At 62.7% G+C, this 12,855-nt stretch carries 9 protein-coding genes; 2 read left to right on the top strand and 7 right to left on the bottom strand.

What is annotated here, in order from left to right; all coding sequences use genetic code 11:
- Positions 1–604: 604 nt before the first annotated feature.
- Positions 605–2,668: a maltose alpha-D-glucosyltransferase gene (gene treS / locus AC788_RS05010; RefSeq protein ID WP_049859498.1), complete on the bottom strand. Its 2,064-nt coding sequence runs from the start codon at positions 2,666–2,668 to the stop codon at positions 605–607.
- Between the two features lie 187 nt (positions 2,669–2,855).
- On the opposite strand from treS, the gene AC788_RS21725 reads away from it, so the two are divergent.
- Positions 2,856–3,014 carry a hypothetical protein gene (locus tag AC788_RS21725; RefSeq protein WP_156463121.1) on the top strand — a complete coding sequence of 53 codons (159 nt, stop codon included), beginning with the start codon at positions 2,856–2,858 and terminating at the stop codon, positions 3,012–3,014.
- Between the two features lie 114 nt (positions 3,015–3,128).
- Here the strand turns inward: AC788_RS21725 and AC788_RS05005 are convergent, their stop codons facing one another.
- From AC788_RS05005 to AC788_RS04985, 5 genes are all read right to left on the bottom strand, one after another.
- Positions 3,129–4,148 carry a branched-chain amino acid aminotransferase gene (locus AC788_RS05005; protein WP_049859497.1) on the bottom strand — a complete coding sequence of 340 codons (1,020 nt, stop codon included), beginning with the start codon at positions 4,146–4,148 and terminating at the stop codon, positions 3,129–3,131.
- Between the two features lie 92 nt (positions 4,149–4,240).
- A complete protein-coding gene (locus AC788_RS05000; protein ID WP_049859496.1) occupies positions 4,241–7,321 on the bottom strand; it encodes an error-prone DNA polymerase in 3,081 nt (1,026 codons plus the stop codon).
- Positions 7,318–8,733: a Y-family DNA polymerase gene (locus tag AC788_RS04995; protein WP_049859495.1), complete on the bottom strand. Its 1,416-nt coding sequence runs from the start codon at positions 8,731–8,733 to the stop codon at positions 7,318–7,320. The genes AC788_RS05000 and AC788_RS04995 overlap by 4 nt, the downstream gene beginning before the upstream one ends.
- Positions 8,734–8,740: 7 nt before the next feature.
- On the bottom strand, positions 8,741–9,358 hold the full coding sequence (imuA, locus tag AC788_RS04990) for a translesion DNA synthesis-associated protein ImuA (protein ID WP_049859494.1): 618 nt from the start codon (positions 9,356–9,358) through the stop codon (positions 8,741–8,743).
- A 149-nt stretch (positions 9,359–9,507) separates the two neighbouring features.
- Positions 9,508–10,851 carry a putative bifunctional diguanylate cyclase/phosphodiesterase gene (locus tag AC788_RS04985; RefSeq protein WP_049859493.1) on the bottom strand — a complete coding sequence of 448 codons (1,344 nt, stop codon included), beginning with the start codon at positions 10,849–10,851 and terminating at the stop codon, positions 9,508–9,510.
- Between the two features lie 230 nt (positions 10,852–11,081).
- Here AC788_RS04985 and AC788_RS04980 point away from each other — a divergent pair, with 230 nt between their 5' ends.
- The gene (locus AC788_RS04980; protein ID WP_049859492.1) at positions 11,082–11,744 is read left to right on the top strand and encodes an HAD family hydrolase; all 663 of its coding nucleotides are present in this window, start codon (positions 11,082–11,084) and stop codon (positions 11,742–11,744) included.
- 299 nt (positions 11,745–12,043) lie between these two features.
- On the opposite strand, the gene eutC is transcribed toward AC788_RS04980, so the two are convergent.
- Positions 12,044–12,850 carry an ethanolamine ammonia-lyase subunit EutC gene (eutC, locus tag AC788_RS04975; protein WP_049859491.1) on the bottom strand — a complete coding sequence of 269 codons (807 nt, stop codon included), beginning with the start codon at positions 12,848–12,850 and terminating at the stop codon, positions 12,044–12,046.
- Positions 12,851–12,855: the final 5 nt, after the last annotated feature.

Below are 12,855 nucleotides of genomic sequence, written 5' to 3'. Positions count from 1 at the left end.
CGTCAGGGTGTCACCTGTGCGGCACCCGGACACAAAGTGTTACCGGTCCTGCCGATGGGGAACGCGAAGCGGGTAACATGGGAACAAATCTGCGTCACTCTGTCGCACCACGCTTACGCAGAAATCCTAAGCCATTGATTATAAAGATATTTAAAAAGTTGGCACGCACCCTGCTATAACTTACGTACAACAATAACAACAACGCGACAAACCAATAACAACAAGACGAAACGACTCTGACATAACAAGAACAAACGCGACAGAGACGTAGCTAACAGATTTTTTTGGAGAAGATGGGCTTTTCAGGGGCTTGCCCCGCAGCCAGGTAGAGAACAATAAAACTACGTTCAGTAGCTACCCACTGGTTGGATCGATGATGAAAGCAGATCAGCGCTCAAAAAAATACGTTTGCTCTTGATCCCGCATGGGGATCGCACAACATGCGGTACGGGTCACGACCGACAACTACACCAACAGGTCGCCCCTCAATAATAAAAACAGAGCATGCAGAAAAACCTTGAGGGGAGCCTAGGCTCCCCTCAGTGCTTTCTGGGATTTGCTTTCCAAGCGCCGATGCGAGGTCCGCATCGGCGCCAGCAACCGATCAGATCGGCGAAGCACTCACCACACGCAGGGCCAGGCCCTCATACGGGTCTAGAGTGATGGTGAATTCACCGTCTTCGGTCAGATCGCCCTCGACCCGCTCGTTGATGATGTCCACCACCGGACCTGCCGCGATGCCTGGCAGATGCAGGGTCTCCACGATCGGCTCGTTGCTGAAGTTCAACGCTGTGATCTGCGTGCCTTTGCCCGCTGGCAGTTCATGGACCATCAGCAACAGCCCGGGATGCTGCACGTCCGGGATCAGAATCTGCTTGCTGGCCGCAATGTCGTAGGCACGCCGCACCGCCAGAATCTTCTTCAGCTGCGAAGCGAAGCTGTCTGGACGCTGCAGTTGATCGACCAGGTTGCCGTACAGGGTCTTGGGACGCGGCATGTTCCCGGCGGAGAAGTCTGCGGTTGGATCAAGGCCTACCAAGTCGTACGCGCCACGGTGGATCCAGCGCGTGTCACCGTCTTCCATCAGATGCGCGACTTCTTCGGCTGGCAGAGTCAGTGCGCCGACCAGGTCCCAGCCCGACAGCGCGAACACGCCAGGCTGCATGGCGTTGTACATCACCAGCAGCAAGTGAATGTGCTGGATCTGCTTGATGTCCTGCTCGGTAATCGCTTCCAGGTCACGAATGCCCAGCGCCGCCGTGATGATGCTGGCGGTGGTGCAGGAAACCCCGTTGGTCACGAACTTGAGGTTATAGGGCGCGTGCTCACCGGCCAGGCGCTCGTACATCTCTTCGCGAATGTGCTCGCGCAGGATGTTGCCGGGGAAGGTCTGGCCTTGGTACAGGTAGGTATCGTGAGCGTGCAAGGTCCAGAAATGCACCAGCTCCAGGGTCAACTCGTCGTGATTCTGCAAGGCGTGAATCAGCGAAGCCGGGTCGATGCCGAACGCGTGCACTTGCCGCAGCATCAGCCGCAGGAACTCGGTGTTGCCCAGCAGCAGTGCGTGTTGATAGGCCGGACGAGTGATGAAGTCGTAGGACAGGTCTGCGCCGCCGTGGGACATGGAGGCGATATCGTCGATGGTCAGGTTCAGCTCCTGAAAGCTGAAACCCCCGGCCTTGCGAATGGCACCACCGAGCAATTGGTTGCCATTGACCGACAGCGGATGACTTTCGGACCAGGCCGGGCCTTCGGCACGCCGCTCGACCCCCAGGAAACCGTTGGCGTCCAGGCGCAGGATGCGCGCGCCCATCACGTCGATGGAATGCAGGGCATCGCCAATGATCATCTGCTGTGCGGCGAAAGTCGGGTCCAGCCAGTTGAGTGAGGGCTGACCTTCCTTGAAGTAGTGCAGGTACACCCAACGCCGCGGCTTGCCGTCCACGCCGACCACCACCGGTGTGGCGCTCCAGTCGGTTTCCTTGACACCCGGTTCAAAGAAGATCACCCGCTGCAACTGGCCAACGATGTAGTGCTTGTCTTTGAGGATGTCGCAGACTTCCGGGGTCAGGTTGACCGCATCGCGACCGGCCGGCACTTCAGGCAACAGCCCCCAGTCCTCCTCCTTGATCTCGACCATGTGATAGAGACCCGGATAGTCCGCATGGGCCATTTCGGCCAGACGAAAATCCGCGCCTTTACCCGTGTGCGAGGGGATCGCATCGTCGATGACCACGGCATTGTGCGCGGCGGCCATGCGGCTGAGCTGGATCATGTCGGCTTCGGTGCCCAGTTCAGGGTCGATGTCGAAGCTCATGCGGTCGAAGTTGCCGTCCACGCTGGGCGTGCGTTCACGTCCGCGCAGGCCACCGGACAGCTTCAACGGACCGTTGTGAATGCCCTGAATACCGATCTCGGACAGCGCATGCCACAAGGTTTCGTCACCCAGGGCCTGCAACACCGAGCCCTCTTCGCGGGTCACGATGGAAGCTGGGTAGGCAGTGAACCACACCGAAGCAATGGCAGAGGCGTCCCGAGGTCTGGCCTGGGCGTAGGGTCGCTGCCACAGCCGTGCCTGTCCGGCGTACAGCTTGGCGCGCTGTTTGGCCGTGTGCAGCATGGACTGGTCGACCAGCCATTGGATGTAGTCCTTGTCCGGCGTCGTCATCGTTACTTGCCCTCGAAAAGTGTCCTACATTGAGAGTACGACGGAAGGTTATCGTTGCATCCGTCGCGGATTTCCCTGAAGGCGCCCGCTGACCTGATCCGACATTCGGTATAAAGCATTGTGCCATCAGGCCGATATAGGATTGGCAGGGGATTCTCCCTGCGCGGGCGATCAACAGGAGAGACCCATGATTACCTTTCTGCTGGGCTGGTGCGCACTGTCCGTTCTCGCGGCTATCGTCTTTGTCGGACTGATACGCGCGGACAAGCGACGCGAAGTACAGGCCATGGAAAAAGCGCGTACAGAGTACGAGCGCGTTCCGTTCCAAACACGTCTGCTGGGGTGAATCCAGGATTGTGACCGCATCGATGCGGGTGGATAGAGAAGCCGTTGCCGCTCGAGCGAGCGGAGGCGGGATCAAGGGCAAGCCGGCCACCCACTGCCGGCTTGCCCTGAAGGCTCAGACCTTGACGATCCAACCCTCGGGTGCTTCCACGTCGCCGGCCTGAATGCCGGTCAATTCCTTGTACAGGCGCTGGGTGAACGGCCCCACTTCTTGCTGGCTGTAGAACACGTGCAGCTTGTCCTTGTATTCGATACCCCCGATCGGGGTGATCACCGCCGCGGTGCCGCAAGCACCGGCTTCCTTGAACTGGTCGAGCTGATCGATCAGGACATCACCTTCGATGACTTTCAGACCCAGACGCGATTGCGCCAGTTCGATCAGCGACAGACGGGTGATGCCGGGCAGTACCGACGGCGATTTCGGGGTCACGAACTCGTCGTTCTGGGTGATCGCGAAGAAGTTTGCCGAGCCCACCTCCTCGATCTTGGTATGGGTCTGTGGATCCAGGTAGATGCAGTCGGCGAAGTTGGCCTTCTTGGCGTTGGAGCCTGGCATCAGGCTGGCAGCGTAGTTGCCACCGACCTTGGCGGCACCAGTGCCATTGGGCGCAGCGCGGTCGTAGCCGGAGATGACGAAATTATGCGGCTTCATGCCGCCCTTGAAGTAAGGGCCGACCGGAATGCAGAAGATCGAGAAGATGAACTCGGGTGCGGTGCGCACGCCGATGTTGTCACCTACGCCGATCACGAAAGGACGCAGGTACAGGGCGCCGCCGGAACCATAGGGCGGAATGAAGCGCTCGTTGGCCGCGACCACTTTGCGGCAGGCTTCGATGAACACCTCGGTGGGGACTTGCGGCATCAACAGACGACCACAGCTGCGCTGCATGCGCAAAGCGTTCTGGTCGGGGCGGAACAGGTTGATCGAACCATCCTTGCAACGGTAGGCCTTGAGGCCCTCGAAGCACTGCTGCCCATAGTGAAGTGCGGTGGAGCCTTCGCTGATGTGCAACACATTGTCTTCGGTCAGGTTGCCCTGATCCCATTCACCGTCGCGCCAATGCGACAGGTAGCGCAGATCGGTCTTGATGTAGTCGAAACCCAGTTTGTCCCAGTTGATGCTTTCGTGACCCATGACACCCTCTACCCTTTGGCGATCGCCTGAACAGCACAGGCTTTTACGAATGGACACAACAATACTGCATTTGCCTGCCCCGCGCAGCCTGGCTAGCGGAAATCTCGGCTGCGGATATCCAGCCCGTGGAGCATGGCACTGACATCGGCCATGTGCCCGGCAATGACATGGCGCACGCCGTCCTTGTGCTCGAAGCGACCCTTGACCTGCATCATCTGCGACCCCACCAGCACGCGCCGCTGACGCTCGGCCAGGTCACGCCAGACCACCACGTTAATCATGCCGAACTCGTCTTCCAGGGTAACGAAGGTCACCCCGGTGGCGGTCGACGGTCGCTGGCGGCCCGTGACCAACCCCGCCACGGTGACCGGACGACCGTGGGCCAGGCTCTGCAGATCCTGGGAGCTGCGGCAACGCAACCCCTGCAGGCGCTCGCGGAGCATGGCCAGCGGGTGTGGCCCCAGGGTGGTGCCGAGGCTGGCGTAGTCGGCATACAGGTCCTCGCCGACACTGGGTACCGGCAAAGCCACGCTGGCCTCGCGAGCAGTCGGCACATCGGCAAACAGGGGCAACTGCTGCTCGACACTGGCCACGTCCCAGCGCGCCTGGTGGCGGTGACCCACCAGGCCAAGCAAGGCGTTGGCGTCGGCCAGCTGTTCCAGCGCGCGGTTGTCCAGCCCACAGCGACGGGCCAGATCGGTCACGTCCAGAAACGGCCCGGCCAGGCGAGCCTGCTGCACCGCACGCCCGGCCTCTTCGCGCAGCCCCTTGACCATGCGCAACCCCAGGCGCACAGCGGGTTGCCCGGTGGTGCGGGATTCCAGGCTGCAGTCCCAGTCGCTGTGGCAGACGTCCACGGCCAGGATCTGCAGATGATGACGACGTGCATCCTGCAGGATCTGGTCGGGACTGTAGAAGCCCATGGGCCAGCTGTTGATCAAGGCGCAGGCAAAGGCCGCAGGTTCATGGCATTTGAGCCAGCAACTGGCATAGGTCAACAGGGCGAAGCTGGCCGCATGGGATTCGGGAAAGCCGTAGCTGCCAAAGCCTTTGATCTGCTCGAAGATGCGTTCGGCGAACTCGCGGGTGTAACCGTTTTTCAGCATGCCTTCGGTGAGCCGGATCTGGTGGGGTTCCAACCCGCCATGGCGCTTCCAGGCGGCCATGGAGCGCCGCAGTTGGTCGGCCTCGCCGGGGGTGTAGCCCGCCGCGACGATGGCCAGTTCCATTACCTGTTCCTGGAACAGGGGCACGCCCAACGTCCGCTCGAAAACCTTTTTGAGGGCTTCAGATGGGTAGCTGACCTTCTCCTGACCATTGCGCCGGCGCAGGTACGGGTGAACCATGTCGCCGACGATGGGCCCCGGTCGGACGATGGCCACCTCAATGACCAGATCGTAGAACGTGCGCGGTTGCAGGCGCGGGAGCATCGCCATCTGGGCTCGGGATTCGATCTGGAAGACGCCGATGGTGTCGGCCCGGCTGATCATGGCGTAGGTCTGCGGGCACTCCTTGGGCAAGGTCGAAAGGGTCAGATCGCGGCCCCGGTAGCCGCGCACCAGATCGAAACAGCGGCGAATCGCGCTGAGCATGCCCAGTGCCAGAATGTCGACCTTCAACAGGCCCACGGCATCCAGGTCATCCTTGTCCCACTGGATCACCGTACGCTCGGCCATGGCGGCGTTCTCGACCGGCACCAGGGTGTGCAAAGGATGCTCGGAAATCACGAAGCCGCCGGGATGCTGGGACAGGTGACGAGGGAAACCGATCAGTTGCTCGGTCAGTGCCATGACGCGCTTGAGCACCGGGCTGTCGATGTCGAATCCGGCCTCGACCAACCGCTCGACCGGGGGCAGGTGGTCGCTCCAGCGGCCGAAGCAATCGGCCAGTGCGGTGATCTGGTCCGGTGGCAGGCCCAGCGCCCGGGCGACGTCGCGTACCGCGCCGGGGCCACGGTAACTGCTGGCGACGGCGGTCAGCGCGGCGCGGTCGCGACCGTAGCGACGAAAAACGTACTGCAGGACTTCCTCGCGCCGCTCGTGCTCGAAATCGACGTCGATGTCCGGCGGCTCGTTGCGTTCCTTGGAGATGAAGCGCTCGAACAGCATGTGCGTGTCGCGCGGGTCCAGCTCGGTGATGCCCAGGGCGAAACAGACCACCGAGTTGGCCGCCGAACCGCGCCCTTGGCAAAGGATGTGCTGCTCGCGAGCAAACCGCACGATGTCATGCACAGTCAGAAAGTAGCTTTCATAGCCCAGCTCGATGATCAGCTGCAGTTCCTTGTCGAGCAAGGTCTGAACCTCGGCGGTCACCCCCGATGGCCAGCGCCAGCGCGCACCCTCGGCGCTCAGATGGCGCAGCCAGGAGCCTGCGTCATGGCCCTGGGGCACCAACTCGTGGGGATACTGATACCGCAGCTGGCCCAGATCGAAATGGCAGCGCCGGGCTATGTGCAGGGTTTCCTCGAGGAGCGCGGCAGGATAGAGGTCGATCAGTTGCGGCAATCCGCGCAGATGCCGCTCGCCGTTGGCGAACAACACATGCCCGGCCTCGGCCACGGGTACGTGATGGCGGATCGCGGTCATCGTGTCCTGCAAGGCGCGCCGCCCACGGGCGTGCATGTGCACGTCGCCGCAGGCCACCGCTGGCAGGCCGAGCGTCGCTGCCAGATGGAGCAAGCCGCGCAGGCGTCGCTGATCATCCGCGCCGCAGTGCAATTGAACGGCCAGCCACAGGCGGCCGGCAAAACGCCCCTTGAGCCAATGACCGTGGGCCAGTTCATGAGGCTCATCGGCTATCCACAACGCCAGCAGTCCTTCGCGCTCGACCTCGTCGAGGTCCTCGCGCAGCAGACGATACCGGCCTTTGTCGGCACGTCGGCGGGCCAGGGTAATCAAGCGACACAGGGCTTGATAACCGCCCAGATCCTGCGCCAGCAACACCAGCTTGGGCCCGTTTTCGATGCGCATCTCACTGCCGACGATCAGCGTCATCCCGTGAGCCTGGGCTGCTTGCCAGGCACGCACGATACCGGCCAAGGTGCACTCGTCGGTAATCGCCAACGCTTCATAACCCAAGGCCGCCGCCTTGGCGAACAGCTCCTGGGCACTGGAAGCGCCGCGCTGGAAGCTGAAGTTGGAGAGGCAGTGCAACTCGGCGTAGCCCTGGCTCATGCGAACCAGCCTTGCAACAGCAGCGCCGTGTCATCGCCCACCGAGCGATAGGCCCAACCGCGCCGGCCTGTCGAGGTTTCGACCAGGTAGTAATCACGGCGCACATCGCCACCGTCCCACCAACCCGATTCGATGCGCTCAGGCCCGGCCAGCACGCGCAAGCCATGGGCGGGCAAGGGTTCGGCCTGCTCCAGCAACCATCCCGGTCGCTGTGCGGCGAGATCCAGGGTAGCCGGCATCCACGGGCCGTCGTTGCGCCAGGCCCGCTCCGGGCGATGATCGGCATGGGCGCGCAGATCCTGCAGGGCATCGTCGCCCAGGCGTGCGCGCAAGCGTTCGCGCAACTGCTCCCAAGGCTGGGTCTGTTGCGGCCGCTGATCGAACAGCTCCTTGCAGGCGGGCACGAAGCGCGGCAGGTCGAGCGCACTCAACCGTACGACCTGCACGGGCCGTGGCACCTGCAGATGCTCGAAGCGACCGCGGGCCAGCTCGAACAGCAGGGCCGCGTCCCGTTCAGCGGCGAGCAGGCCCACCTCGACCCGCGTGTCTTCGCCGTCCGCATGCTTGAGGTGCAGGGTAAAACGCTGCACCCCCACGTCCCGCCCCGCCAGGTAAACCGCCAGGTCGTTGATCAGGCGTCGCAGGGGAAACAGCAGGGCCTGGTTCGACTCCACATCGAAATTGAGCTCGATGCGTTGGTCGAATACGTCCGGAGGAATGAAGAATTCCAGCGCCAGGGGGCGATGCCCCAGGAGTGTGTCGAGATGGCTGAGCACCTGGGCTGGGAATCGCCTGGCCAGTTGTGCCCTGGGCAAGGACAAGACCTCACCCAGGTGACGCATGCCCATTCGCTTGAGCGCCGTGGCGTCGTCTGCAGCCAGCCCCACCCGTTCCACCGGCAGGCGCTGAAGGGCATCGACCAAGGCATCCGAGTCTTCGACGCCGAAACCGTCATAAGCATTGGCCAGCATCCGCGCCGCGGCCGGATTGGGCGCCAGGGTGATGCGATGGCGGAAACCCAGGGCGTTCAGTTCATCGCGCAAGCGCGCTTCGAATTGCGGCCATGGCCCGAACAGGCCCATGGTCGATTGCACTTCCAGTAGCAACACACGTGGATAGTGCACGCTGACTTGGGAGCTGAACCGATAGGCCCACGCCGCCAGAAAGCCTTGCCAGTGCTCGATCTGCGCCGGATCGTAGGGCGCGGTGGCAAAATCGCGGCTGAGCATGTAGGCGGCGGTGAGCGACTGCCCCGGTTTGAGACCCAGGGCCCGCGCCGCCGGGTTGACCGCCTGCAGCACTCGCCGCTGCACCGGGCCGGTGACCAGGACTAGCGGCTGCTGCGGATCGTCGCGCTGGCGCAGCACGGCATCGAGGGCCAGTTGCGGCAGCAGAATGCAGGCCCACAGCATGGCAATCTCAAGCGTAACTGACGAAGGTGACGGGCATCGCAGGGGGTATCCCGCCGCGACATTTGAGAATCTGCACTTGCCCGGCAGGCCCTTGCAGCGACAGCCGCAGGGCAGCAGGCGACGGGTTGTGCGCCGCCTGCTGCTCGCGCAAGGCAAAGGCCAGGGTTTCGCCGGTTTCGGCGGCTACCTGCAGGCGCCGCAAGGCCTTGTCGTCGGGGTTCTGCGGCCAGCAGAGCACGGCTGCGCAACTGCCGGAACGCAGACACTGCTCGGCAGCCCACAACGCATCCCGGCCTTGCGCTTGCAGCACGCTCAGGTGTTGCAGGCGCACACCGGCCGCCATCCAGGCATGGGGGTAGGGAATGAACGGGGGCGCTATCAAGACGATTCGTTCACCGGCCTGGCTCAAACGCGCCAAGGTCGGCCAGAGCAACTGCAATTCGCCACAGCCGTTGGCGGCCAGCAGGATTTCACTGAGCGCTGCCGGTGGCCAACCCCCGCTGGGCAGCACGGCGTCGAGGGCGGCATGCCCGGTCGGCTGCACGCCGCTGGGGCTGGACTCCTGGCGACCGCGCCAGACGCGACGCTGGTCGATCAGCCCTTCCAGGCTGACCACGGCGCCCATCACTGCCCTGCCCTCAGGGTCAGGCAGCGTGGGAAAAAAACTTCGGTGAGTGGGTGTGATCTGTTCATGGGTGCATTTTTACTACTGTATGCATGAACAGTAAAGCGTCTATTTTCACTTCATGCCATCGGGGGGGCGAACGGTCCCGATCACTCCGGCGTGGGCACCAGCAATTTGCGCAATGGAAATCGCGAAGCGCCGCTCCAGCCCAGGAATTCCTGTTCGACCATGGGCCGGGCGAAATAGAAGCCTTGGGCTTCATCGCAGCCCAAGGCACGGATCACCTGCATGCACTTGAAGGTTTCGACCCCCTCGGCAACCGTTCGGTAGCCCAGTTTGCGGGCCAGTTCCAGCACTGCCTGGACGATCAGTTGATGCCGAGGGCTGTGTTCCAGGCCGCTGATCATCGACTTGTCCAGCTTCACCACGTTGGCCGGGATCTCGTGCAAGTAGGAAAAATTGCTGTAGCCGGTACCGAAATCATCAATCGCCACATCCACCCCCAGGTCACGGATGGCCGACAGCTGGCTGAGTACCTGCGGATTGGTACGCAACCACTCACCTTCAGTGATCTCGACCTCCAGACGTTCCGGGTCGATGCCATGGGTACGACAGGCATTGCTGATGACCTGGGTGATGTCGTGGCCGTCGAAATCCAGCGCCGACAGGTTCACCGAAAGCCGGGTCAGAAGGGTAACCGGCCACTGGGCGAGCTTGGCCAATGCTGCGTCGATCACCCAGCGCGTCACGCTGTGAATCAGGGCGTTCCTTTCCAGCACGGGAATGAATTCGTCAGGCAAGACCAGGCCCAGCCGTGGATGCTCCCACCGCAGCAGGGCTTCGGCGCTGACCTGCTCACCCTCGTGCAGCGCGAAGCGTGGCTGGAACACCAGGCGCAACTGACCTTCACGCATCGCCTGGGTAACGTCGGAAGCCAATTTGAAAGACCGGCGATAAGCGTTGTCCCGTACCGGGTCGTACCACGCCCACGGCTGGCCTGCGAGCAGGGCCAGTTCAGCGGCGTACATGGCCTTGCGCAGGGCATCGCGGACCGCTTCGAAGTTGATCAAGAAGGGCGCGACGCCCGCGCGGACGCTGGGGCGAACCGGCATGCCTTCGATCTGGGTGGTGCAACGCAGGGCGTGCACGAGAATGTCGAGGTAGCCGCTGACGTCACTTTGCTGCGCGTCCAGCACAAAGGCAAAGCGCTTGCGGCCGATGTGATACACCCTCCCCTGGCCTGCCCGCAGACGCACCAGACGGCGTGCAATGCAGCACAGCAGGTTCTCGAACGGGACCATGCCCAAGGCCAAGGTCATGTCGTGGGCCCAGGCGGTGTCCATGGCATCGATCAGCACCAGGTAGCGCGACTCATCCGGGTGCTGGAGCAACAGATGCCCCAGGTCAGTCAGGAACTGCCGGCGATCAGGCAACAAGGTAAGCCGATCGCTCGAGACGAACGCCTGAGCAGCGGCATGGACACTATCCGACATCACACTTTCCCGCGAATGACAGGCTCGAGCTTCCTGCGAGAGACTGGCCAGTTGTTCAGAGGGTATTTACTGAGGGAGTAGCCATCAAAGAGCGGCTCTTTAGGTGGTGGCAAAATAACATCGCACTAAATAATTGCCAAGCCCCATCCGCCCAGTAACACGCGGTTAGCATCGGAATGCCGGACGACGCTGCTACACTGCGGCAAACCCTGGGATGGAATGGACGATTCATGCTTGAAGCCCTGCTGTTCGACCTCGATGGCACTCTGACCGAAACCGACGCCCTGCACCTGCTTGCCGTCCAGCAATTGCTGGCCGAGGAAGGCCGCGACTTCACCCACGAAGAATTCCAGTTGCACGCCAGTGGCCGGGCCAACGCCGACATGTGCCAGTACCTGTTCCCGGATCGCTCGGTGGCCGAGCATGAAGCCTTTGCCGATCGCAAGGAAGCACGCTTTCGCGACCTCGCCCCGCAACTGACGCCCATCGCCGGGCTGCTGCGCCTGCTCGACCATGCCGAGCGCGAAGGCCTGGGCATGGTCGTGGTGACCAACGCTCCGCGCGCCAATGCCGAACACATGCTCGACGCCCTGGGCCTGGCCGAGCGCCTGCCGCAGGTGGTGGTCGCCGAAGAGCTGGAGCGCGCCAAACCCGATCCACTGCCCTACCTGACCGGTTTGCAACGTTTGGGTGCCCGGGCCGAGGCTGGCATCGCTTTCGAGGACTCGGTGCCAGGGGTGACGGCCGCAGTCGCGGCCGGTCTGTTCACCGTCGCGCTGTCGACCAGCCAATCGCCGCAGACGTTGAGATCCGCTGGCGCCAACCTGGTGATCGAATCCTACGAGGATGAAAACCTCTGGATTCATATCGACAAAATGCGCCAAGGCCATTAACCAGCTGCGCCCCCCCTGTAGCAGCGGCGCAAGCCGCGTCGGCGGTCGATGCGGTATTCCTGATACAACCCGGTCTTGTCCATCTACCGCGCCGAACCATTCGCGGGTAGAACCCGCTCCCACAGGATCCCCTGTAGCAGCGGCGCGAGCCGCGTCGGCGGTCTATGCGGTATTCCTGATACAACCCGGCCTTGTCCATCTACCGCGCCGAACCATTCGCGGGTAGAACCCGCTCCCACAGGCATCATGAGTGCGTTCTGCGGTATTTCTGATACAACCCACTCCCACAGGGGTTGCTGCTACGCGGGATCGTGGAGCAGGAAATTGCCGGGGCGCTGGGGGGTGTCGTTGTCGATTTCAGGTACCAGCGCTTCATCCTTCAGATGTACACCCGACAGCTGCCGCTTGTGTGCTTCGCGCATCAGGTAGTGCAACTTGTGCGCGGCCGTGGCGTAGCTCAGGCCTTCGAGACGCACATTGGAAATGCAATTGCGCGCAGCATCGTTCAACCCCACCCGCGGTGCATAGGTGAAATACAGCCCCAGGCTGTCGGGCGAGCTCAGGCCCGGGCGCTCACCAATCAGCAACACCACCATGCGCGCGCGCAACGCCTGAGCCACTTCATCGGCCACCGCCACCCGGCCTTGCTGCACCAGGCAGATCGGCGCCAGGCTCCAGCCCTCGTCAGCGGCAATCCGCTCGATGCGCTCGAGCATGGGTAGCGCATGCCGATGCATAGCCAACGCGGAGAGGCCATCGGCGATCACCACCGCCAGGTCGAAACCGGTCGCATGCTCGTCGGCATAAGTACGCAAGGTGTGCAGCGACGCCTCATCCAGGCGCCGCCCCAGATCCGGACGCTGCAGATAGACATGTCGATCACCCGCCGCGCTGTGCAGGCTCAGGCTCTCGGGACGGGCCTGTACCAGCGCGGCCTGGTCGAACGGCAGGTGAACCGCATCGCGGGCTTGTGCGTGGGCGTACTGAAAGTCCAATTGTGCAGTGCTGGGCAGGCTGGTGCCAGCTCGCCCCAAGGCGATGCGCGCCGGTGTCAGTGCACGCAACGCATGCCAGGGATCACCTTGTGTCAGCGTCTTATCATTCATGAGCT

It is taken from the genome of Pseudomonas sp. RIT-PI-a, from assembly GCF_001187875.1.
GTDB lineage: Bacteria > Pseudomonadota > Gammaproteobacteria > Pseudomonadales > Pseudomonadaceae > Aquipseudomonas > Aquipseudomonas coleopterorum.
The sequence above is the reverse complement of the archived record's forward strand: the minus strand, read 5'-3'. Positions and strand labels throughout refer to the sequence as shown.

What these genes read in the sequence shown, in the direction of transcription:
- imuA (WP_049859494.1), bottom strand. Translation starts at nt 9,358, where the DNA reads ATGGGCGCCGTGGTCAGCCTGGAAGGGCTGATCGACCAGCGTCGCGTC.
- AC788_RS05000 (WP_049859496.1), bottom strand. Translation starts at nt 7,321, where the DNA reads ATGAGCCAGGGCTACGCCGAGTTGCACTGCCTCTCCAACTTCAGCTTC.
- AC788_RS04985 (WP_049859493.1), bottom strand. Translation starts at nt 10,851, where the DNA reads ATGTCGGATAGTGTCCATGCCGCTGCTCAGGCGTTCGTCTCGAGCGAT.
- AC788_RS04995 (WP_049859495.1), bottom strand. Translation starts at nt 8,733, where the DNA reads ATGCTGTGGGCCTGCATTCTGCTGCCGCAACTGGCCCTCGATGCCGTG.
- AC788_RS04980 (WP_049859492.1), top strand. Translation starts at nt 11,082, where the DNA reads ATGCTTGAAGCCCTGCTGTTCGACCTCGATGGCACTCTGACCGAAACC.
- AC788_RS21725 (WP_156463121.1), top strand. Translation starts at nt 2,856, where the DNA reads ATGATTACCTTTCTGCTGGGCTGGTGCGCACTGTCCGTTCTCGCGGCT.
- AC788_RS05005 (WP_049859497.1), bottom strand. Translation starts at nt 4,148, where the DNA reads ATGGGTCACGAAAGCATCAACTGGGACAAACTGGGTTTCGACTACATC.
- treS (WP_049859498.1), bottom strand. Translation starts at nt 2,668, where the DNA reads ATGACGACGCCGGACAAGGACTACATCCAATGGCTGGTCGACCAGTCC.
- eutC (WP_049859491.1), bottom strand. Translation starts at nt 12,850, where the DNA reads ATGAATGATAAGACGCTGACACAAGGTGATCCCTGGCATGCGTTGCGT.